General features: G+C 70.2%; 20 protein-coding genes. 10 read left to right on the top strand and 10 right to left on the bottom strand.

The window, feature by feature from the left end:
- The first annotated feature begins 150 nt into the window (after positions 1–150).
- From K8625_RS08910 to K8625_RS08900, 3 genes are all read left to right on the top strand, one after another.
- On the top strand, positions 151–648 hold the full coding sequence (locus K8625_RS08910; protein WP_223782419.1) for a MerR family transcriptional regulator: 498 nt from the start codon (positions 151–153) through the stop codon (positions 646–648).
- On the top strand, positions 645–3215 hold the full coding sequence (locus K8625_RS08905) for a VIT domain-containing protein (protein ID WP_223782418.1): 2571 nt from the start codon (positions 645–647) through the stop codon (positions 3213–3215). Before K8625_RS08910 ends, K8625_RS08905 begins: the two co-directional genes overlap by 4 nt.
- 96 nt (positions 3216–3311) lie before the next feature.
- Complete coding sequence (locus tag K8625_RS08900) at positions 3312–4421, top strand: hypothetical protein (protein ID WP_223749299.1); 1110 nt, start codon at positions 3312–3314, stop codon at positions 4419–4421.
- Positions 4422–4437: 16 nt separating this feature from the next.
- Here K8625_RS08900 and K8625_RS08895 read toward each other — a convergent pair whose 3' ends face one another.
- The 6 genes from K8625_RS08895 to K8625_RS08870 form a co-directional block, all read right to left on the bottom strand.
- On the bottom strand, positions 4438–5268 hold the full coding sequence (locus K8625_RS08895; RefSeq protein WP_223749298.1) for an SDR family oxidoreductase: 831 nt from the start codon (positions 5266–5268) through the stop codon (positions 4438–4440).
- Between the two features lie 113 nt (positions 5269–5381).
- The gene (locus K8625_RS08890) at positions 5382–5687 is read right to left on the bottom strand and encodes a YkvA family protein (protein ID WP_046710893.1); all 306 of its coding nucleotides are present in this window, start codon (positions 5685–5687) and stop codon (positions 5382–5384) included.
- Positions 5688–5775: 88 nt separating this feature from the next.
- Positions 5776–6831, bottom strand: a complete 1056-nt coding sequence (locus K8625_RS08885; protein WP_223749296.1) for an ABC transporter ATP-binding protein — start codon at positions 6829–6831, stop codon at positions 5776–5778.
- Positions 6832–6866: 35 nt separating this feature from the next.
- Complete coding sequence (locus K8625_RS08880; RefSeq protein ID WP_223749295.1) at positions 6867–7619, bottom strand: hypothetical protein; 753 nt, start codon at positions 7617–7619, stop codon at positions 6867–6869.
- An 84-nt stretch (positions 7620–7703) separates the two neighbouring features.
- Positions 7704–9269, bottom strand: coding sequence for an iron ABC transporter permease (locus K8625_RS08875; RefSeq protein ID WP_223749294.1), 1566 nt, complete (start codon positions 9267–9269; stop codon positions 7704–7706).
- 14 nt (positions 9270–9283) lie between these two features.
- Positions 9284–10267 carry an iron ABC transporter substrate-binding protein gene (locus K8625_RS08870; protein WP_223749293.1) on the bottom strand — a complete coding sequence of 328 codons (984 nt, stop codon included), beginning with the start codon at positions 10265–10267 and terminating at the stop codon, positions 9284–9286.
- A 176-nt stretch (positions 10268–10443) separates the two neighbouring features.
- Between K8625_RS08870 and K8625_RS08865 the strand changes: the two genes are divergently transcribed.
- The 5 genes from K8625_RS08865 to K8625_RS08845 all read left to right on the top strand — a co-directional run bounded on the left by K8625_RS08865 (position 10444) and on the right by K8625_RS08845 (position 14010).
- Positions 10444–11067, top strand: a complete 624-nt coding sequence (locus tag K8625_RS08865; RefSeq protein ID WP_223782417.1) for a nuclear transport factor 2 family protein — start codon at positions 10444–10446, stop codon at positions 11065–11067.
- Positions 11068–11073: 6 nt separating this feature from the next.
- Entirely contained in the window at positions 11074–11910 is an 837-nt protein-coding gene (locus K8625_RS08860; protein WP_223749291.1) for a PfkB family carbohydrate kinase, read from the top strand.
- Between the two features lie 121 nt (positions 11911–12031).
- Positions 12032–12616 (top strand): hypothetical protein, encoded by a 585-nt coding sequence (locus K8625_RS08855; RefSeq protein WP_223749290.1) that lies wholly within the window; start codon positions 12032–12034, stop codon positions 12614–12616.
- A gap of 303 nt (positions 12617–12919) precedes the next feature.
- Complete coding sequence (locus tag K8625_RS08850) at positions 12920–13408, top strand: hypothetical protein (protein ID WP_223749289.1); 489 nt, start codon at positions 12920–12922, stop codon at positions 13406–13408.
- On the top strand, positions 13405–14010 hold the full coding sequence (locus K8625_RS08845; protein ID WP_223782416.1) for a hypothetical protein: 606 nt from the start codon (positions 13405–13407) through the stop codon (positions 14008–14010). The genes K8625_RS08850 and K8625_RS08845 overlap by 4 nt, the downstream gene beginning before the upstream one ends.
- Before the next feature lie 78 nt (positions 14011–14088).
- Here the strand turns inward: K8625_RS08845 and gyrA are convergent, their stop codons facing one another.
- Both gyrA and K8625_RS08835 read right to left on the bottom strand, forming a co-directional pair.
- Positions 14089–16878 carry a DNA gyrase subunit A gene (gyrA, locus tag K8625_RS08840; protein WP_223782415.1) on the bottom strand — a complete coding sequence of 930 codons (2790 nt, stop codon included), beginning with the start codon at positions 16876–16878 and terminating at the stop codon, positions 14089–14091.
- A gap of 244 nt (positions 16879–17122) precedes the next feature.
- Complete coding sequence (locus K8625_RS08835) at positions 17123–17866, bottom strand: tetratricopeptide repeat protein (RefSeq protein WP_223782414.1); 744 nt, start codon at positions 17864–17866, stop codon at positions 17123–17125.
- Between the two features lie 170 nt (positions 17867–18036).
- Between K8625_RS08835 and K8625_RS08830 the strand changes: the two genes are divergently transcribed.
- On the top strand, positions 18037–19398 hold the full coding sequence (locus K8625_RS08830; RefSeq protein ID WP_223782413.1) for a Xaa-Pro peptidase family protein: 1362 nt from the start codon (positions 18037–18039) through the stop codon (positions 19396–19398).
- A 76-nt stretch (positions 19399–19474) separates the two neighbouring features.
- Positions 19475–19843, top strand: a complete 369-nt coding sequence (locus K8625_RS08825) for a response regulator (protein WP_141326776.1) — start codon at positions 19475–19477, stop codon at positions 19841–19843.
- 495 nt (positions 19844–20338) lie between these two features.
- Here the strand turns inward: K8625_RS08825 and K8625_RS08820 are convergent, their stop codons facing one another.
- Positions 20339–21523 (bottom strand): tetratricopeptide repeat protein, encoded by a 1185-nt coding sequence (locus K8625_RS08820; RefSeq protein ID WP_223782412.1) that lies wholly within the window; start codon positions 21521–21523, stop codon positions 20339–20341.
- Positions 21523–22467: a hypothetical protein gene (locus K8625_RS08815; protein ID WP_223749283.1), complete on the bottom strand. Its 945-nt coding sequence runs from the start codon at positions 22465–22467 to the stop codon at positions 21523–21525. The genes K8625_RS08820 and K8625_RS08815 overlap by 1 nt, the downstream gene beginning before the upstream one ends.
- Positions 22468–22537: the final 70 nt, after the last annotated feature.

Genomic DNA, 22537 nt, shown 5'->3' with positions numbered 1-22537 from the left:
CCCTCCCCACCCCACGCAACCCATCCGCCCCATCTCGACACCAGCACTGTCCAATCCGACACCAACACACCCTACATCTCGACACTCCCCTCGCGACAATTCGACACTGTCGACTTGACAGCAATCGTGTCGAGTCCTACTGTTCGTGTCGTGAACACGCGGAAGACACAGAGCGAGTGGAAGCTGGCGGAGCTGGCCGAGGAGGCGGGCGTCTCGCCCCGCACGGTGCGCTACTACGTCCAGCGGGGACTGCTCCCCGCGCCTCCCTTCAAGGGACCGGACACCGTGTATGGCGAGGAGCACCTCATCCGGCTCAAGGCCATCCGGGTCCTCCAGGCACGGTTCCTCCCCCTGGACGCCATCCAGGCGGAGCTGCTCCGGCTGACGCCCGACGAGCTGCGAAAGCTCGCCGAGTCGGACCCCACCCCCACGCCGCCCACGTACGGGCCGGCGACCTCGCCTGAGCCACAAAACGTGGCACCGGCGCCGCCCGTCCGGCGTCCCAACGGAGCGTCGAATTACCAGCGGTGGGAGCTGGCTCCCGGGCTGGAGCTGCACGTGTCGGATTCAGCGGAAGCCAAGACTCGCGCGCTCGCCGAGCGGGTGCGCGCCCTCATCGAAGAGTTCCAGGACAAGGAGAAGCCATGACGAAGGAGCAAGCTGGGCTGTTCACGCGCGAAGGCAAGCAGGTGCCGCTGCAGGGCGTCGAAGTCACCGGTGAGTTGCTCGGCGGTCATGCGCGCGTGCGCGTGCGCCAGCGCTACCTCAACGACGAGAAGCGCCCCGTCGAGGCCGTCTACACCTTCCCCCTTCCTTCCGATGGCACCCTGTCCGCCTTCTCCATGACGTGCGCGGGCCGCCGCATCGACGGCGTCGTCAAGGAGCGCGAGGAGGCCTTCCGCACCTACGACGACGCCGTCACCGCCGGCCACGGCGCGGCGCTGCTCGACGAGGAGCGCTCCAACGTCTTCACCGCGCAGGTGGGCAACCTGCTGCCCGGCGAGGAGACCGTCATCGAGGTGGAGTTCCTCCAGGCCGTCACCGCCGAGGAGGGCAGCGTGCGCTGGATGCTGCCCACGCTCGTCGCCCCGCGCTACATCCCCGGCGCACCCTCCGGCGACCGCACCGGCCACGGCGCCGCCGAGCCCACCGCCCGCGTCCCCGACGCGGACCGCATCAGCCCTCCCATCGGCCAGGTGAAGTACGGCCTGCGCCTGGACCTGCTCGTCGACCTGGGCCGCGAAGTGGTGGTCGAGAGCCCCTCGCACGCCATCACCTTCACCCGCGAGAGCAGCACCCGGGGCCGCGTGAGCTTCGCGCGCGGCGAGGTGGCCCTGGACCGCGACCTGGTCCTCACCCTGCGCAGCCCCGACACCAGCGCGGTCTTCGTGCCGCTCGTCACCCACCGCAAGGGTGACAACCCCGGCACCTTCGCGCTCACCGTGGTGCCCGACCTGCTCGCGATGGCGTCCACGCCGCCCAAGCAGGAGGTCATCTTCCTGGTGGACGTCTCCGGCTCCATGGACGGCGACAGCCTGCCCCAGGCCCAGGCCGCGCTCCGGCTGTGCCTGCGCCACCTGCGCGAGGGTGACCGCTTCAACGTCATCGCCTTCGAGAGCAGCTTCCGCTCCTTCCAGCCGCAGCCCGTGCCCTTCACCCAGCGCATGCTGGAGGACGCGGACCGGTGGGTTGCCGCGCTGCGCGCCGACGGTGGCACCGAGCTGCTCGGGCCCATGCAGGCCGCCGCGCGCACCGCGCCGGATGGCGTGCTCGTGCTGCTCACCGACGGCCAGGTGGGCAACGAGGACGAAATCCTCCGCGCCGTGCTCGCCGAGCGCAAGACGGCGCGCGTGTACTCGTTCGGCATCGGCACCAACGTGAGCGACGCGCTGCTGCGCGACCTGGCCCGCCAGACGGGCGGCGACGTGGAGTTCATCCACCCCGGCGAGCGCATCGACGACAAGGTCGTGGCCCAGTTCGCCCGCGCGCTCGCGCCCCGCGTCACCGAGCTGCAGGCGACGTTCGAGGGCGTGGAGGGCACGGAGCTGGCGCCCGCGGAGCTGCCGACGATGGTGGACGGCGTGCCCTGGACGCTGCTCGGCCGCTACACCACGCCGGGCTCGGGCAAGCTGACCTTGCGTGGACGCTCGGGCAAGGAGCCCTTCGCGCTCACCGTGAGCGTGAGCTTCCCCGCCGAGTCGGACCGTCCCGCGGTGGAGAAGCTGTGGGCCGCCGAGCGCATCAAGGGCTGGGAGTCCACAGGCCTCATCGGCCGGCGCGCCGAGTCGATGAAGAAGCGCATCATCGAGCTCGCCGTCGCCCATCAAATCGTCACGCGCTACACGTCCTTCGTCGTCGTCGAGGAGCGCACGGGCGACCGCCGCGCCTCGGGCCAGCCGGAGACGCGCGTCGTCCCGGTGAACACGCCCGCGGGCTGGGCCATGTTCGGCAAGGACAAGCAGGAGGAGGCCGCCGAGGGCGGTGGCAACGTCGTGCAGCGCCCCGGGGCGCGCAGCCGTGGCGGCTCGGCGCAGATTCCGCCGCCGCCCCCGCCCATGCGCATCCCCGCGCCCGCCGCCGCGGCGCCCATGGCGCCTCCGCCTGCGTCCCCCATGATGCCCAGCGGCAGCGCCGTCGGCGAGATGGCGAAGAGCGCGGGCGGACTGCTCGGCGGCATCTTCGGCGGAGGCGGGATGAAGAAGTCCCGCAAGCAGGCGAAGGAGATGGAGCGCGCGGAGATGGCGCCCATGGACTCGTACGACGACTCGCTGGCGGAGGACGCGGTGATGCGCGAGTCGCGCGACCTGGCCCCCATGGCCGAGGAGCGCGAGGAGGGCGGCGTGGAGGCGCTGCTGGGCCGCCAGCTGGCCAACGGCCTCTGGGATGGCACCGGCACGGGTCCCGAGCCCGTGCGGCAGGCCCGCGGCACGGCGCTCGCCCTGCTGGAGCTCCTGCGCGAGGGCATCACCAGCGGCCACGCGCTGCACGGCGCCCAGGTGAAGAAGGCGGTGGAGGCGCTGCTCAACCTCGCCAGCCAGCTCACCGGCGCGCCCGAGGTGGCCGAGCTGGCGCTGGGCGTGGCCTGGCTCGTGGCGGCGGGGCCCCGCACCCGCGGCCGCATCGAGCAGGCCGCGAAGCCCCTGTCCGGGCTCGCCGCCCGGCTGGGCAATGACGTCGAGCTGCGTCAGCACGTGGACACGCTCGCCACGCGCTGACCCCGGGTCGTCTGGCTCGACGCTGCAAGTCATCGGCGACCTCGGCCCCTCCCCTCGTGGACGGGCCGGGGTCGTCGCGTAAAGTGGCGGGTGCACATGACGCTCGCCACCTTCCTGCTCGTCGCTCTCGGTGCCGCCCAGGTCTCACCCTCCCACGACGAAGCCCCTGTCCGCCCGTCGGACACGCTCACGGCGCCGCCGCTGATGGCCACGCCGGACGCGTGTCCTCCCGAGTCGGAGACGCTCTACAAGGAAGGCTTCGACGCGCTCAGCAAGGGCGACGACGAGCAGGCCGCGGAGCGCTTCCGCCAGGTCCTGGAGTTGTGTCCGCAGCACTCGCATGCGCCCGAGCTGGAGCGGCTGGCCCGCGCGCGGCTCAAGCCCGGCGCGAAGCTGGCGCAGGCCGCGGTGTTCGAGAACACGGAGCGCCCGACACGAGGCGCGGCGGCCTCGCTCACGGTGATTCAGACGATGCATGGCGCGGTCCAGGGGCTGCTGCTGTGTGCCATCGCGGAGTGCGCGGACCGGGCCTATCCGGCCTCCGCGCTGCTCGGCGCGGGCCTGGGCACGCTCAGCACGCTGCTGCTGGTCCAGGACGGAGTCACCCCGGGGCAGGCCTCGGTCATCAACTCCGGCACGATGTGGGGGCTCTATTTCGGTGTCGCCTCGCTCATCGCGCTCGACCTGGAGGAGGACGAGGCGTTCGGCTCGGTGGCGCTGGGCGGCGCGGCCTTCACCGGCATCGGCATCGTGCTCGCCACCACCCTGAAGCCCACCGCGGGGCAGGTGTCGATGGCGAATTCGGGTGGCCTGTGGGCCGGCGTGCTGACGACGCTGTTCCTGGGGACCGTCGACGGAGAGAGCACGGAGACGTTGTTCGGCGCGCAGATGGCGTCGGCGTCCGCGGGCATCATCGCCTTCTCGCTGCTGTCGCGGAACCTGCCGGTGAGCCGGGGCCGCATGCTCATCATCGACGCGGGCGGCATCATCGGCGGGTTGATGGGCGCGAGCTCCATGTTGCTGCTCACGGGCAACAACGACGAGGACCCCATCCTCATCGGCACGGGCATCGGCGTCATGGGCGGCCTGGCGCTGACGGCCTACCTGACGCGCAACTTCGATGCCCGCCGCCTGCCTCCGGTGGCGGTGACGCCCACGCTGATGGGTCGCAACGGCGCGGGCCTCGCCATGGGTGGTCAGTTCTGACGACGTCGCACCGTGCTCAGCGGCGCTTCAGGCCGAACATGGACATCAGGAGGCCCTCGAAGGTCCTCGCGGGCAGCAGCGTCTTCGCCACCACCGCGGCGCGCTGGGAGAGCTTCCCCACCGAGTACCTCACGTCGGGCTCCCTGGCCTCCATCACCTCGAGCACCTTGCGCGCCACCGCTTCCGCGGGCACGCCCTCGCGCTCCTCCTTCTGGATGATGGCCAGCACCTTCTCGAAGGGCTCGCGGTACGCGGACCCGTCACGCGAGCCCTCGGCGCGGACGCGGTTGTCCGTCAGCCGCGTGCGCACGTCACCGGGCTCCACCAGCGAGGCCTGGATGCCGAACGCCTCCACCTCCTGGCGCAGGCTCTCCGTCAGCCCCTCCAGCGCGAACTTGCTGGCGCTGTAGAGCCCCTGGAACGGCAGCCCCACCACGCCGCCCAGCGAGCCGATGTTGATGATGAGGCCCGAGCGCCGCTCACGCATGTGCGGCAGCACCGCCTTGCACACGCGCAGCACGCCCAGCACGTTGGTGTCGAGCTGGCGCCACGCCTCCTCCACGGAGGTGTCCTCCAGGGCTCCGGCCAACGCGTGGCCCGCGTTGTTCACCACCACGTCGATGCGGCCCTCGCGCTCGAGGAGTTCCGCCACCGCGCGGCGCACCGAGTCCTCCTGGGTGACGTCCAGCGCCAGCATCCGGTAGCCCACCGTCGGCGTCTCCGGAGGACGACGGCTGGTGCCGTAGACGACGTGCTTGCGCACCGAGAGCAGCTCCGCGCACGCCTCGCCGATACCCGAGGAGGCTCCCGTGACGAGGACCACCTTGCTTCCCTGGGACGTGTCCATGCACGCCCATGATTCCGCGTCCCTTCCGCGCGCACCACGGGAACTCGCGGACGCGCGGCGTCACATTCCTGGGACAGTGCTGGAGCCGGGGATTCCCGGCGGAACCTTCCCGCTCAGACGTGCTTGCGGACGGTGGGCGGCACGCGCTCGTGTCCCTCCTGGTCGCGAGGCACACCGTCCCAGGGCTGCTCGGGTCGGTAGCGCTGCACCTCGCGCATCATGAAGAGCGCCGCCGCGGACAGCACGCCCAGGTCGTCCATCCAGCCCAGCACGGGGATGACGTCCGGCACCGCATCCACGGGCGATACGAAGTAGACCACCGCCAGCACTCCGGCCAGCTTGCGCCAGAGCGACACGCGAGGGTCTCTCACGTACCGGAAGAAGCGGGTGCCCATGCCACGAAGACCTGCGATGTTCATACCCACCTCTACGCACGGAGAGCCCGGGTGATTGCACCCGGGGGACACCGACAGCGTATGCCGTCCGCACGCTCGGAGGACAGCCGAGCTAGTCGGGACTGTCCTCCAGCACGCCCGCTCGGCCGACCACTTCCAGACGCGCCCGGTCACCGGCCCGCAGGGGCAGCTCCGGCGCGCCGCGCACCACCAGCTCCATGCCGCCACAGGCGATGGTGAACTCGGCGCTGGGGCCCTGGAACTCGCGCGACAAAACCTCCGCGCGCAGGGCGCCTCCCACCGCCACGGTGTCCGTGTCCGGCGTAAGGCGCAGCGACTCGGGGCGCAGCGACAGGAGCACCTTGCCGCGCGCCTGCCCCACCACCGGCAGGTTGCCGAGCACCGTGCGCGCCGCGCCGCCGAAGCCCATCCCGGGCAGCAGGTTGGTGCCCCCCAGGAAGTACGCGACGAAGGCCGTGCGCGGCGTCGAGTAGACGGCCTCCGGCGTGCCCACCTGCTCCACCTGCCCCGAGCGCATGACCGCCATCCGGTCCGCGAAGGCCATGGCCTCCGCCTGGTCATGCGTGACGAGCAGCACCGTGACACCCAGCGACTTGAGCACGCGCCGCAGCTCCACCCGCGTGGAGGCGCGCAGCGCGCTGTCCAGACTGGAGAAGGGCTCGTCCAACAGCAGCACCCGAGGCCCCGGCGCCAAGGCCCGCGCGAGCGCCACGCGCTGCTGCTGTCCACCGGAGAGCGCGTGCGGCATCCGCGCGCCGAACTCCCCCAGGCCCAGCAGCGTCAGCATCGCGCGGGCCTTCTTCTCGGCCTCCGCGCGCGGCATTCTCGACAGGCCGAACGTCACGTTCTCCAGCACGGACAGGTGCGGGAACAGGGCGTAGTCCTGGAACACCATGCCCACGCTGCGCTGCTCGGGCGCGACGAACGTCCCGGGGCCCGCGAGCACGCGGCCGTCCAGGGTGATGGTGCCCGCGCCGGGGCGCTCGAAGCCCGCCACCAGGCGCAGCGTCGTCGTCTTGCCACAGCCGGAGGGGCCCAGCAGGGCCACCACCTCACCGGGCTCCATCGACAGCGACAGGCCATCCACCGCGGCGGTGCCGCTGGCGGAGTAGCGAAGGGACAGGGCTTCGAGCGAGAGCAGGGGCATGGCGAAAGCGCCACGCACCCTACCGCGTTCCGCCGTTACTTCCAGGGCGGCCGAGCGGCCACCAGCTTCTCCCCGTCCACCTTCACCTCTCCGTCCTCGTCGAGGGAGGTGATGCCGTCCACCAGGACCTTGGGCAGTTCGGCCTTGTGGGCCCGGTCCCGGGCGTCGAAGGTGTCCGGCCCCCAGGCGCCCCCCTGGGACGGGCGCAGCTTCGCCGTCTTCGGCTTGCCGTAGATGAGGTGGTCGTCGCTCACGATGAGGCCCGCGGTGATGGGGCCGAGCACCTCCACCGAGTCATCGTTGTAGCGGCCATACAGCGCGTGCTCCACCGTCAGCCCGCCGATGATGGTCACCCAGCCCGAGGTGTGCATCGCGCGGCAGCGCACCTGCCCCACCACCACCAGCTTCGTGTGCTCGCCATCGTGCAGCACGCCGTCCACCGTGAGGTCGCCCACGACGACGAGCGACTTCTCCAGCGTCAGGTCCCCCTGGACGTGCAAATCCCCCACATGCCCCGTGGGCTCGGTGACGATGAAGGGCCCCGCCAGCGTGGCGGCCGTGCGCGGCGCGTCCTTGTAGACGGAGGCCACGAACGCGAGCGTGGAGCTGCCCGCGGACCCCAGCGCCTTCACCGCGCCGTCGAACGTGGTGGGCTTCTTCTCCTCGAGCACGGACTGGACGTGCCGCGCGGAGTACGGCGGGCCACAGGGCAGCTCACCGAGAGCATTCTCCGTGGTGGCGAAAGCGTCGGCGGCGAGCGGAGGAAGGACAGACTCTGGCAGGGACATGAAGCCCGACGTGATACCGCCTGCAAAGGGGGAGGCCAAGCCACATGAAGCACCTCTCAGTGTCTCGGATTCCGAGGCCGTGTCTCAGCCCCGAGGTGCGTCACCCTCCTGCGATACAAGCAACCCCACACCGAGCGCGGAGACAGCCATCAATACCAGCGCGGGCAGCGCGGCCTCGGCGAAGCGGCCCTCGGCGGTGGCGCCCCACACGCGCGTGGCCAGCGTCTCGTAGCCGATGGGTGCGAGCAGCAGCGTCGCCGGCAATTCCTTCATCGCCGTGAGGAAGACGAGCGCCGCTCCCGCCAGCAATCCCGGACGCAGCAGCGGCGCGGTGACGCGGCGGAACACCCCCGCCGGGGCCTCGCCGAGGGACGCGGCGGCCTCCGCGAGGTGCGGGTTGAGCTGCAGCAGCGCCGAGCGCACCGTGCCCACCGCCTGCGGCAGGAAGCGCACCACGTACGCGAGCACCAGCATCACCAACGTCCCGTAGAGGAACGGCAGCGCCTGCACGCCCAGGAAGACGAGCGACAACGCCAGGACGATGGGCGGCAGCGCGTAGCCCACGTAGGACACGCGCTCCATCGCCAGGGTGAGCCGGCTCGGGTAGCGCACCGCGAGGAACGCGAGCGGCAGCGCGCCCAGCACCGACGCCACCGCGCCCAGCACCGACGCGAGCAGCGAGCCCAGCGCGGGCTGCATCAGCGACGCCTCGTCCTGCGCCAGCCCTCGCGCGCCCCAGTACAGGAGCACGCCCACCGGCAGCACCACGCCCGCCAGCACCACCGCGCCACAGAACAGCAGCGCGGGCACCCGCCAGCGCCCCAGCGTCACCGGGGCCGAGGCCCGCGCGGCGCCCTTGGAGCTGCGGTGATAGCCGGCACGTCCGCGCAGCCGCACCTCCAGCACCAGCACCACCACCGTCACCGCCACCAGCGCCAGCCCGAGCAGCGCGGCGTAGGCGCGGTCATACGCGCCCTCGTACTGCACATAGATGGCGCGCGAGAAGGCGTCGTACTGGACCAGCGCCACCGCGCCGAAGTCCGACAACACATACAAGCCGACGAGCAGCGCGCCGGACACGAAGGCCGGACGCAACAGCGGCGCCGTCACCTTCCAGAAGGCCCGCGTCGGACTCATCCCCAGGCTGCGCGCGCCCTCCAGCCACGCGGGGTCCTGCGCGAGCAGTCCCGCCCGGAGCGCGAGGAAGAAGTACGGATACGTGGACACCGTCAGCGCCACGAGCGCGCCGGGAAAGCCATACACCGGCGGCACCGGCAGCCCCCAGCGCGTCAGCACCTCCTCCAGCACTCCGCCGATGCCGAAGGCGGCCAGCAGCACATAGCCGCTGACGAAGGTGGGCACCGCGAGCGGCACGCACAACAGCACCGTCCACAGGCGACGGCCCGGCAAATCACTGCGCGTGGTGAGCCACGCGAGCGGCAGGGACACCGCGGCGGCGAGCACCGTCACCGCCGCGGCGAGCCCCAAGGTCCGCCACAGCAGGCCCCACGTGCGCTCCCGGAAGAGCAGCCCCCAGGCGCTCGCGTCGGCCTCCGCCGCGCGAACCCCCAGGTACACGGCGGGCAGCACCGCGAGCGCCGCCACCAGCCCGCCCGATATCAACAACCACCGCGGAGCCCGCCGTGTCACGAAGCCCGCTCCTTCTAGAGGACGCCGGTGTCCTGCAGCAGCTTCACCGTGCCGCGCAGGTCATCCAGCTTCGACAGGTCCAGGTCCGGCGAGCCGACCTTGGACAGCGCCGGCAGGTCCTGCGCCGTCTTCACGCCGGCCACCAGCGGGTACTCGTGCGTCTGCTGGGAGAAGTACGTCTGCGCGTCGTTCTCCAGGAGCCACGCGGAGAACTTGCGCGCCGCGTCCACCTTCTTCGAGCCCTTCAGGATGGCCACGCCCGCCACGTTCACCAGCGCGCCCGGGTCGCCCGGCGCGGAGAAGTCATTGGCCACCGGCAGCTGTGCGTTGTTCTTCTTCGCGGCGTACAGGTAGTAGTGGTTGACGAAGCCCGCGTCGATTTCACCGCGGCCCAGCGCCTCGATGATGGCGGCGTTGTTCTTGTAGACGCGCGCGCCGTTGGCCTGGATGCCCTGGAGCCACTGCTTCGCCGCGTCCTCGCCCTTGAGCAGCCGCAGCGCGGTGACGAAGGCCTGGAAGGACGCGTTGGTGGGCGCCCAGCCCAGCCGGCCCTTCCACTTCGCATCCGTGTAACCCAGGATGCTGTCGGGCAGGTCCGCCGCCTTCACCTTCTGGGTGTTGTACGCCACCACGCGCGCGCGGCCGCTGACGCCCACCCACTGGCCCGTCGGCGAGCGGAAGCGCGCGTCTACCTTGTCGAGCGTGGCCTTGGGCAGCGCCTGCAGGCGGCCCGCGTTGCTCAGCGCGCCGAGCGCCCCCGCGTCCTGCGCGAAGAACACGTCCGCGGGCGTCTTGTCGCCCTCCTCCAGCAGCGTGGCGGCCAGCTGCGGCGTCTCGCCGTAGCGCACCTTCACCTCGATGCCGGTCTTCTCCGTGAACTTCTTGAGGAGCGGCCCCACGAGCTTCTCGTTGCGGCCGGAGTAGACGGTGAGCGTCTCCGCCGCCATCGCGGTGGAGGACACGGACAACAACAGGGTCAGCAGGAGTCGTCGCATCATGGCGGGGCACCCTAACGGACGGGCCCTCACCGTGCCACCCGGAGCCCGGGCTTTTGCGCCGTGCGTCGAGTGTCGAAGCGCGAACACACACGCCCGCTTCGAACCGCGTCAGACATTCCCCGGACGTCAGGGTAACGTGCCGCGCGGTGCTTCCTCGACGTCTGGAGGTCCATCCCATGCCCCGCTTCATCACCGCGGTCCCCGTCGTCGTCCTGCTGAGCTGCGCCTCCGCCCTCGCGCAGTCAGAGAAGCCGCCGCCCGTCGCGCCCAAGCCGCCCGCCGCGCCCAGCCCGATGAAGCTCGCGGCGGAGCGCACCCAGGCGGCGCTCCAGCAACATCCTCCCGGGCGTCCGGAGGACGTGAAGACGCAGGAGGCGCTGCTGGCCGCGCTCTATGACGTCATCAGCGGCCCCGCGGGCAAGGCGCGTGACTGGCAGCGCTTCCGCTCGCTGTTCTATCCGGGCGCGCAGATGGCGTCCGTCCATCGCGCGAAGCCCGGCGGGCTCCCGGGTGTGTCCCCCATCACCCCGGATGATTACGTGGCCTGGGGCGAGACGTTCTTCAAGACGCACGGCTTCTTCGAGAAGGAGACGCACCGTCAGGTGTATGGCTATGGCGACCTGGTCAACGTGCTGAGCGCGTACGAGGCCCGCGAGGCGCCGGAGGGCGCGGTGCTCACGAAGGGCGTCAACAACATCCAGCTCGTCTTCGACGGTCAGCGCTGGTGGGTGCTGCACATCTCCTGGACGGACGAGAAGGCCGCCGGCGCGCCCGTGCCCGCGACCTTCACGCGCAAGTAGCCGCCCGTGGCGGGACGCTCCTCGTGCGACGTGCTGGTGGTGGGCAACTACTGCCATGACGTGCTGCCCTCGGTCGGAGGTGGGGAGGTGCACACGCTCGGCGGCTCGGCGGCGTACATCTCCTCGGTGTTTGACGCCACCGGGGTGGACCACGCGGTGGTGGCCGTGGCGGGCGAGGACTTCGCCTACGCGGACCGCGTCCGGTACCCACCGCGCATCGTCCCGGGGACTCGCACCACGCGGTTCCTCGCGGACTTCAGCCGGGAGGAGCGCGTGCTCCGTGTCGACGCGCGCTCGGCGAGCATTGCTCCCGAGGACATCCTCTTCGATGCGCGCGTGGCGCTCGCCTGCGGGGTGATGGGCGAGGTGTCCCCGGAGACGCTCGTCCGGATGTCGCAGCGGGCCCGGCATGTCCTCGCCGACGCGCAGGGCCTCTTGCGCGCGCTGGATGACGAAGGACGCGTGTGGAACCAGCGGCTGGAGGACACGCCCTACGCGGAGTTGCTGGGACACCTGCGCGTGCTCAAGGCGAGCGAGGAGGAGGCGCGCGCGCTGGACCTCGACGCCGTGCGCACGAGGACGTGTGTGGTCATCACCCGGGGCAAGCGCGGGTGCACGCTGCTCACGGCGAAGGACTCGCTCGAGCTTCCTGCGAGCCCCGTCGAGGAGGTGGACCCGACGGGCGCGGGGGACTGCTTCCTGGCGGGCTTCACCCTGGGCCTGCTGCGGGGCTGGCCGATGACGAAGTGCGCGGAGCTGGCGAACTGGTTCGGCGCGCAGGCGGTGACACAGGTCGGTGTCCCGCGCGTGGAGGTCTCGAAGCTGCCGGCCCCCTTGCGCTGAGCCTGGACGCCTGTACTGGAGTCCAAGACGTTTGAGCCGTCTCGAACAGCGCTTCGCGCCGTGACTGGCACGCGCCAAACCGAGACAACTATAGCCAATGCCTCACATCCAGGAGGCCATCATGCGTCACCCATCATGGGGCACGGTCGTGGTGTTCATGCTGACAGGAAGTGTCCTCACCGCTTGCGGAGGGCTCGAGGAGAGTGCCGCGCCACAACCCATCGAGGAGCCCGCGACGGCGGAGCAGGGCCTGGTGACGCTCGTCTCCTGCCCCATCGGCTCGACGGTGCTCGACTACTCCCCGCCCTTGAAGAACACCTCCCAGGCAGTGACGACCACGGGCACGACGACCTACTCCAACTGCTACTCCTTGTTCGGCGGGGTGACCTCCGGCAACACCCCCCTCAACGTCTTCCGGCCCAGCTTCGCCTGCTCCGACTTGCTGGACATCGGCACGACGAACTCGGTCGTCACCTGGAACACCCTCGAGACTTCCACCCTGACCCTGACGCGGCTCGGCGCGCGGGTGGAGGGGCTCTCCGTCGTCTTCACGCATGTGGGCTCGGTGGTCTCGGGCAAGTTCGAGGGCGCCACAGCGATTCGGACCACCACCGTGCTCAACACCGACCTGGACGCCTGCTCCTCGCCAGAGGGCCTCGCCCGGCACAGCGGCACGGCGACCCTCTCGTTGCTCGGGCTGCTCTAGACACCGTATGCGGGCGGTGGTGCGGGGCGGCGTTTCCGCAGGGATGTCTCGAAGCGCTTGGACGTCCTGCCCTCGACCTGACCGTTCCTCCTCCCGGAGTGGACGAAGGTCCAACCCCTGAGCCCACGCGCGAACGGTGCGTGTGGGTCCCACGTCGCCCACGTCGAAAGTCCTCCCTATCCCTGCGGCCTCTTTGCACTCCGTGGAGGTTCACTCATGCGTCGAGGGTCCAGGCTCGCCCTGCTGCTGTCAGGTTTCATGGGAAGCGTCTTGTCGGGCTGCGGTGGGGAAGCTCCCGCGCCCGTGCCAACCGAGGACATCGCGCAGGGGCAGCAGTTGCCGACGGTGATGAGCTGTCCGGTGGGCTCGACGATGAATCGCTTTTCACCGCCCCTCTCGGTGGTCCCTCGAGACACGACCGTCACCGGGACGTCGACGTTCTCCAACTGCGTCTCACTGTCCGGTGAGGTGACGTCCGGCGAGCTCTCTGTTCACGTCGAGCTGCCCGGCTTTGCCTGTCAGGACCTGCTGGAGGTGGGCTCGGCACGCGCGGACATCACCTGGAACACGGGCGAGTCCTCCACCCTGCTTCAGACGCGAGGCTCCGTCCAGGTCAGCAACGCCACCGTCGCCATCACCTACGTGGGCACGGTCGAGTCCGGGAAGTTCCAGGGAGCGACCGCCATCCGGACCCTGACGTACTTCGATGTGAACCTGTTCGACTGCTTCTCGTCTCGTGGCGTCCCGGGCATGTCCGGTGTGACGACGCTGACACTGCTGGGGCTGCCATGAGCACGCGCATGAAACACCTGCTGCGATGCATCACCATCTCCCTGCTCGTCAGTGGAGCACTGATGTCCTGCGGATCTCCTCCCGAGCCCCGGGACAACGAAGGCACTCCAGCGGAGGCGCCCGCGCGAGCGGAGCAGGCGTTGCTGACACTCGCGAGCTGCCCGGTGGGCTCGGGAGACCTCCACTACGCACCGCCGCTTCGCAACGAGCGCCAGGACGTGGGCATCTCAGGCACGTCGGTCTTCAGCAACTGCCTGGCCCTGCTCGACCCCACCCTGACGTCCGCCACGTACACCGTGGGCAACCTGGGGGCCTCGCCCTTCTCCTGTCTCGACTTGCTGGAGGTCGGACGGGCTCGTGGGACGCTCGTCTGGAACACCGGCGAGACCTCCACGCTCGTGCAGACCCGCGTCGCCGCTCGCGTCGAGGGCCTCCTGCTCACGCTGACCCACGTCGGCTCGGTGGAGGCCGGCAAGTTCCAGGGCGCCACCGTGCTGCGCACCACCACGTTCCTCTCCACGGACCTGGACGCGTGCAGCGGCCCGGAGGGACTGCGGCGCTTGAGCGGCCCCTCCACCATCACCTTCCTCGGACTTCTCTAACCTCACGCCCACCAAGACGAAGCCCCTCTCCCCACGCACGGGGAAGAGGGGCCTCGGTGTTTCAAATCACGGTCCGACTCAGGCCTGCGGCTCCTCGGAGCCACCGCCCTCGGTCGGCGTCTCGGAGGCAGGAGCCTCCTCGGCGGCGGGAGCGACCTCGGCCTCGGTGGCCACGGCCTCCGCGACCACACCCTCCGGAGCGCCCTCGGCGGGCGTCGCCGTCTCCGACTCCTCCTCGGACTCCTCGCCCTCGGGGAGCTTGGAGAGGGCCATCACCTTCTCCTGGTCGTTCTCCAGCGCAATCAGGCGCACGCCCTGCGTGTTGCGGCCGATGACGGAGATCTCCTTCACCTTCATGCGGATGAGCATCCCGCCGTTGGTGACGAGCATCACCTCATCCGACTCCTTCACCTGCACCACGCTCACCACCTTGCCATTCCGCTCGGTGGTCTTGATGTCGATGATGCCCTTGCCGCCGCGGCCCTGCTGCCGGTACTCGGCCTCCTCGGTGCGCTTGCCGTAGCCGTTCTCCGTCACCGTGAGGATGGCGGACTCGTTCTCCACCACCACGGCGCCCACCACCTCGTCGCCCTCCTCCAGCGTGATTCCCTTCACGCCAAAGGCCTGACGACCCATGGAGCGGACCTCCGACTCCGGGAAGCGGATGCTCATGCCGCTGGCCGTCGACAGGAGGATGTCCTTCGAGCCGTCGGTGATCATCACCGCCACCAGCTCGTCGCCCTCGTCGATGCCCAGCGCGATGATGCCGCTGGAGCGGACGTTCTCGAACGCGCTCAGGTCCGTGCGCTTCACCACGCCCTTCTTCGTGACGAAGAAGACGTAGCGGCTCTCCGGGAAGTCCCTCGTCACCAGCACCTGGGCCAGCTTCTCGCCCTCGCCGAACTGCACCAGGTTCACCATCGCCTTGCCGCGCGACGTGCGGCTGGCGGCCGGAATCTGGTGCACCTTGAGCGAGTACAGCTTGCCCTTGGTCGTAATCGGCATCAGGTACGCGTGGGTGCTCGCCACGAAGAGCTTGCTGACGAAGTCATCTTCCTTCGTCGCCGCGCCCGTCTTGCCGCGTCCACCGCGCTTCTGCGCCCGGTACTCCGACAGCGGCGAGCGCTTGACGTAGCCGGTGTGAGACAGCGTGACCACCATCGTCTCCTCGGCGATGAGGTCCTCGCTGGTGATGTCGTCCACGGCGCCGATGATCTCGGTGCGGCGCTTGTCGCCGTAGCGCTCGCGAATCTCCATCAGCTCCGTCTTGATGACGTTGAGCAGGCTCTTCTCGTTGGCGAGGATGTCCTGCAGGCGCGCCACGTCGCGCACCAGGCCGATGAGCTCGCGGAACAGCTCCTCGCGCTGCAGGCCGGTGAGCCGCTGCAGGCGCATCTCGAGGATGTTCTGCGCCTGCTCCTGGCTGAAGCCCGCGCCCTCGTACTTGTGCGCCAGCCCCCGGTACTGCGGCTCCTCGTTGCGCGCGCGCGAGACGAGCAGCTCCATCTGCGCCTTCGCCTTGTCGTAGTCGATGCGCTGCAGGTTCGCGAAGCGCTCGTGCTCGTACAGCGTGGGCGACAGGATGTTCATCAGGCCCCAGCGCGCCTCGTCCGGATCCCTGGACGCGCGGATGAGGCTGACGACGAGGTCGATGAGGTCCTGCGCGACGAGCAGACCTTCCACGATGTGCATGCGCGCCAGCGCCTTGCGCAGCTCGTAGCGCGTGCGGCGCGTCACCACGTCGCGGCGGTGGGCGATGAAGCGGTCCAGCAGCTCCTTGAGGTTCAGCGTGCGCGGCTGGCCACCGTCGATGGCCAGCATCACCGCGCCGAACGTCGTCTCCAGCGCCGTGGACTGGTACAGGTTGTTGAGCACCACCTGCGAAATCGCGTCGCGCTTGAGCTCGATGACGATGCGCATGCCCTGACGGTCGCTCTCGTCACGGATGTCGCTGATGCCCTCGAGCTTCTTCTCCCGCACCAGCTCGGCGATCTTCTCGATGAGCCGCGCCTTGTTCACCTGGTACGGAATCTCCGTGAAGATGATGGACTCGCGGTCCCCCTTCTTCGACGTCTCGATCTCCGACCGGGCGCGCACCGTGATTTGCCCGCGGCCCGTCTCGTAGGCGCGGTGGATTCCCTCGCGGCCGGTGATGAACGCGCCGGTGGGGAAGTCCGGGCCGGTGATGAACTCCATCAGGTCCCGCACGGTGCACGTGGGGTTCTCGATGAGGTGCAGCGTCCCGTTGATGACCTCCGTCATGTTGTGCGGCGGGATGTTGGTGGTCATGCCCACCGCGATGCCGCTGCTGCCGTTGACGAGCAGGTTGGGGAAGCGCGCCGGCAACACGAGCGGCTCCTCGAGGGAGTCGTCGTAGTTGGGGCCGAAGTCGACGGTCTCCTTGTCGATGTCCGCCAGCAGCTCCTCGGCCAGGCGGTCCATGCGCGCTTCGGTGTAGCGCATGGCGGCGGGCATATCGCCGTCCACCGAGCCGAAGTTGCCCTGACCGTCGACCAGCAGGTAGCGCAGGCTCCACGGCTGCGCGAGGCGCACCATGGCGTCGTACACGGAGGAGTCGCCGTGCGGGTGGTACTTACCGATGACGTCACCCACCACGCGCGCGCTCTTCTTGTAGGGACGGTTGTGGTAGTTCGCCAGGTCGTTCATCGCGAACAGCACGCGGCGATGCACGGGCTTGAGGCCGTCGCGTACGTCAGGCAGCGCGCGACCGATGATGACGGACATCGAGTAGTCGAGATACGAGCGGCGCATCTCGTCTTCGATGTTCACGGGAATGAGCTCTCCAGCGCCGTCCGGAGGAGGAGGCGGGGAGGGCGGGGCCGGCTTGTCGGTGGTGTCGTCAGCCATGGGCTCTGGGAGTGTCGCGGAGGGACCCCGTGAAGGGCCGCCGTCCAGTGAGGGAGCGTTCGTAACCCCTGGATTTCCCTACGTCAACAAGGGAAACGAGGGGGTGGACACCCCACATGCGATGGGGTCCGGAATCAAGTCAACGGAGCGCTGGAAAACGCCCCCTACTGAACGCTCGAACACCCCGTTTTCAGCCCGCTTCCGACGAAGAAAAACGGGCCTCCCGAGCCGCCCGGGACGGACGCTAGACGGGCGAGGGACGGAGGGGCGCGGCCAGGCGTTCGGCCTCGGTGCCGACAGGGCCCTCGGGGTCCTTCTCCTTGGCCTTCTCGAAGGCCGCGAGCGCCCCTGGCTTGTCGCCCTTGAGCTTGAGCGCCACGCCCACGTTGAGGTGTGCGGGCGCGGAGTCGCGGTCCATGGCGACGGCCTCGCGGAACAGGGCCAGGGCCTGGTCCACGTCGCCCGACAGCAGGGCCTCCTTGCCGGCCTGGACGCGCTTCTCCGCGTCGTTCACCAGCTCCACCTGGAACACGCTGCCGCCCACCACGTTGGCGATGAGCACGCGCAGGATGCCGCCCCAGTAGAACGTGAGCCCCTCCGCCGCCACGACGGCGGCGAGCGGCAGGTCCGGCAAGAGCTGCTTGCCCCGGAACTTGAAGCGCACGCGGGTGTAGCGGCCCTTGTTGGCCCAGTGCACCACCTCGCCCTGGAGCTTGCGCAGGCCTTCCTCCATGCGCTTGGGGTCGATTTCGAAGGGGAGCACGCGGCCTGAGCCCTCCTCGCCCGCGGGCAGGGCCTTGGGGGTGTCCTCCAGCGTGGGCTCCTCGGGGAAGACGGGCTCGGCCTCGAGGACGATGGGCGGCGGCTCGGGGGGCCGGGCGGGCCGCTTCGCCTGGCTCTTCCGGGGAGCGGCGGCACGGGGGGCGGCGGGCTTCTTCACCTTCACCTTCGCCTTCGCGGCGGACTTGCGAGAGGAGCTCTTGGCCATGGTCATCACCTTAAACGAGCGACGGCGGTGGCGCTTGCGCTCGCGGTTTTCTCCGGTTTGCCCGGGCATTTCTTCATGACGACGCGACAGGGCTTCACACGGGGGCCGTGCCGGGAGCGGACGAGGTCGGGGATGATGGCGGCGCCTTCTCCCGAAAGGATTCCCGAAGCATGAAGCGCGTCCGGTCCGCTCTCGTCACCGCCCTGCTCCTCGCCGCCCCCCTGGCGAGCGCGGCGGGCAAGGACTCCATCGTCTCTGGCGACCCGTGGCCGCGCATCCGCAAGGAGCGCATCCAGAAGCTGCTGCCGCAGGCCATGGCGCGCGCCAACGTGGACGCCTGGGTGGTGCTCTGCCGGGAGAACGACAACGACCCGCTGGCGATCCACGTCGGCGGGGAGAACGCGGGCGGCACCGCGGCGTTCCTGTTCCTGCGGCAGGGGGACACGGTGCGCTCGCTCGCGCTGTCGCCGGTGAGCGAGGCCACGGCGCTGCGCGAGGTGGCGCCGCTGGACGAGGTCATCTCGGTGGAGCGCGGGCAGGACCTCTATGCGCAGGTGGCCGCGCGGCTGGCGGCGGCGAAGCCCGCGCGCATCGCCATCAACGCGTCCACGTCCGTCACGGTGGCGGACGGGCTGTCGTCCTCGCAGCGCGCGGCGCTGGAGAAGGCGCTGTCGCCCGCGCTGCGCAAGAAGCTGGTGTCGTCCGAGGACGTCGTCTCCGAGTGGCTGTCCGTGAAGCTGCCCGAGGAGGTGGACATCCTGCGCAAGGCCGCGGCGCTCACGGCGCAGTTGCAAGTCGAGGCGTACGCCACGGTGGTGCCGGGCAAGACGCGGGACTCGGACGTCGCTCGTTTCCTCAAGAAGCGCATGGCGGAGCTGGGCGTGGGGGACGCGTGGGCGCCGGACCAGAACCCGGCGGTCAACAGCGGGCCTCTGAGGGGCCACTCGCATGCGACGGAGAAGGTGATTCAGCCCGGGGACTTCATCCAGACGGACTTCGGCATCCGCGTGGGCCACTTGTGGGTCACGGACATCCAGCGCTTCGCCTACGTGCTCGCGCCGGGGCAGACCCAGGTGCCGCAGGACGCGCTGGAGAAGTGGGAGAAGGGCCGGCAGGGCAACCGCGTGGCGCTGGCGGCGCTCAAGCCGGGCGCCAGCGGCTGGGACGTGGACAAGGCGCAGCGCGTGTGGATGAAGGAGGCGGGCTCGGAGCCGATGAACATGTTCGGCACCGGCCACCCGGTGGGCTACTGGGCGCATGACGTGGGGCCCGCGCTCTCCGGCGGGGCGAAGGACAAGCCCAAGCAGGGCCAGTCCACGCGCATCATCCGGACGGGGCAGGTGTTCGCCTTCGACGGGTTCTTCGCGTGGAAGGAGGGCCCGGACGCGATGCGGGTCCTCTCCGTGGAGGAGATGGCCGTCGTCACCGAGACGGGCGCCGAGTACCTGATTCCGCCGCAGGAGGACCTGGTGCTCATCCCGTCGCCGGGCACCCCGGGTCAGCCGAGCCCCGTGGCTCCCGCACCGCGCTGACGGAATGCGTTGCTCGCCCTACTCTCCTGGCTGGCCCGACTCGTAGGATGAGACAGGCTTGCCGGGAGAGCGCGCGATGCAGACCGTGCTGGTGATTGACGATGACCTGTTCGTGCTCTCGCTGGTGACGGACATCCTGCAGAGCGCCGGCTTCCAGGTGCGCACGGTGCAGTCACCCGAGAGCGCGTTCCAGGAGGAGCTGGGGAACATCTCCGCCATCCTCTGCGACTACAACATGCCATCGATGAACGGCGCGGACGTGCTCATCGCCATGCGCGAGCTGAAGGAGTGCAACGCGCCCTTCATCTTCCTCACCGGCCACGAGCAGCTCGACGACCTCATCCCCGTCGCCATCCGCTACGGCGCGGAGCTGCTGCCCAAGCCCATCCACCCCGTGGAGCTGATTCGACTGCTCATGAAGCAGCTCGCCAACGTGGCGGCGTGAACGCCGAGCGCCCCATGCGGTGAAACCAGCCACCCGCGACAGCGCTCGACACATGTTTCACGGGCGGATGCGGTGCCACCTCACGCGGCGGGTCGATGGCCACGCGCATGAGCGGAGCGCCAGATGCATCAATGCGCTCGGATGGCGGCCACGCGCGACGCAGGTCAGAGACATCGACACACATCCGTGCGGCGGGTCGATGGCCATGCGCACGAGCGGAGCGCCAGATGCATCGATGCGCTCGGACGGCGGCCACGCGCGACGCAGGCCAGAGACATCGACACACACCCGTGCGGCGGGTCGATGGCCACGCACGCGAGCGCAGCGCCAGATGCATCAATGCGCTCGGACGGCGGCCACGCGCGACGCAGGCCAGAGACATCGACACACACCCGTGCGGCGGCCTGGCGCGGCTGTCGCGCCGTGGCGGGAACCGCACCGCGTGCCGCGACGCCACCGGACGGGCGCCCGTGAGCGCCCGTCCGTCACCTCAGCTCAGGAGGCCAGGGCCTTGATGAGCCGCTCGGCCTGCTCGCGCCACTCGGGGTCCAGGCGCTCCAGCTTCAAGAGCGACTGAGCCAGCCGCGTCGCCCGCTGCTTGTCGCCCAGGCGCGCGCTCACGAGCGCCAGGTTGAGCTGCGGCTCGGGACGCTCCGGCGCGCGGCGGTGCGCCTCCTCCAGCGCCTCGAGCGCCTGCTGGCCCGCGCCCGGGAGCTCGTCCTCGGGGATGCGCATCAGCAGGTTGCCCAGGTTGTTGGCGGGGGCCCAGTCGTCCGGGTCCAGCTTCATGGCCTCGCGCCACGCCGTCAGCGCGGCGGGGATGTCCACCGGCTCGATGGCCTCCAGCGCCATGCCCTCGACCATGCGGCTCTGCGAGGTGGCCTGTCCGCGCGACGCCAGCTTCCTGCACAGCTCCAGCGCGTCGGTCAGCCGCCCCTGCGCCAGCCGCAGCCGCGCCAGGTTCGCCTGCGCCGCGGGAGCGTCCGGCTCCACGCGCGCCAGCGTCTCCGCCGTGGCCACCGCGCCGCTCAGGTTGCCGCGCGCCAGCTGCACGTTGCACAGCGCGTTGAGCAGGTACGGGTCGCCGTCGAGCGCCTTGATGCCCGTGGTCAGCAGCTCCTCGGCCGCGCCCAGCTCACCGCCCGCCTGGAGCGCCACCGCGAGCACCAGGTAGCTGGGCCCGTGCCTCGGGTTGAGGCGCAGCGACTCCTGGAGGTGGTGGAAGCCGTCCTTCAGGTTCTCCTGGGCGAAGAGCACGCGCCCCAGGTGGAAGTGATGGATGGCCGTGCCCGGCGACAGCTTCACCGCCTGCTCGAGCGCGGTGCGGGCGCCGGCGTTGTCGCCCTGCTCCGCCAGGAGGTAGCCCTGGCCGAACCAGGCCTCGGCCTTCTGGGGGCGCGCCTTCGCCACCTTCCGGTAGAGCGCCAGGGCGCCCGCCGCGTCACCTCGCCGGGTGAGCAGCGCGGCCCGGACCAGCTGCACGTCCGGCTCCTCCGCGCTCACGCCCGCGAGCCATGACTCGGCCTGGGCCTCGTTGCCATCGAATGCCGCGAGCCGGGCGAGCGCGACCCGGGCCGACAGGTCCGAGGCATCGCGCTTGAGCGCGGCCTCGGCCTCCCGACGTGCCTGGTCCAGCTCCCCGGCTGCGAGAAGTGCGTCGTACCTGGCGGTCTCCGCCATCAGCCAAACAGCCCCTTGAAGAAGTTCCCGACGGACTTCACCACATCCTTGACCACTTCGACCGGCTTCTCGACGACGCTCTTCACCGCGTCGGCGATCTTCCCGAAGTTGATGTCCACGTCGAAGCCGAGCTTGAAGCCCACGCCCAGGGCCGCGCCGAAGTCCACGCGGGCCTTGAAGCGGCCGTTGTCCCAGCTGGCCTCGGCACGGGCGGAGACACCCACACCGGCCCAGGCCTCCGCACGGCCCGTGACGCCGCCGTAGTCGCCCAGCTTCACCGTGCCCGTGGCACCGGCGCGGGCGCCGATGAACGCGTCACCACCGACGCGGGCCGCGTACTTGCCGTTGATGGGGTCCACCGTCACTTCACCGTGGAGACCCGCCTTCGCGCCCACCCACGCCTTGCCCTGCAGCTCCGCCTGGATGGGGCCGACACCCGCGCGCAGCGTGCCCTCGGCGTCCACCAGCGTGGCCTTCGCGTCCAGGTCGCCGCGGGCGAACAGCTTGCCGCCCTCGATGCCCACCTCGCCGGAGCCCTTGAGCTCGGCCTCGAGCAGGCTCACCTTGCCGTAGCCCTGGGCCACGCTGTTGGCGTCGCCGAAGCCGCCCTCGAACTTCTTGACCGCCGCGCCCTTGGTGAACTGGCCGTCGATGCCGACCTTCGGGATGGCGCCCAGCAGGCTCGCCATGGCGCCCGTCACGCGGCCCGTGGACTCGTGCTGGGACTCGTGGCTGTAGCTGGTGTTCCAGTTCTGCGTGGTGCTCTTCTCACGCTCGAAGTGGCTCTGGAGCCGGCCGTTCTCGAAGGTGGTCTGGACACCCGTGTTGGTGTCCTTGACGACCTTGTCCGTGGTCGTGTTCTTCACCACCGCGGCGTTCTGCGGCGTCTGGGTGGTGCGAACCGGGTTCTGCTGACCGCGACGGATGGAGGAGCGATCGCTCATGGCGGACCTCGGCCGGGGACTGGCCGGGAAAGAATGTGAAGGGATTGTCGCGGGGGACGTGGATCAGTTG

This window comes from Myxococcus sp. AS-1-15 (assembly GCF_020037055.1).
Lineage (GTDB): Bacteria > Myxococcota > Myxococcia > Myxococcales > Myxococcaceae > Myxococcus > Myxococcus fulvus.
This window is presented reverse-complemented; position numbering and strand designations above follow the sequence as displayed.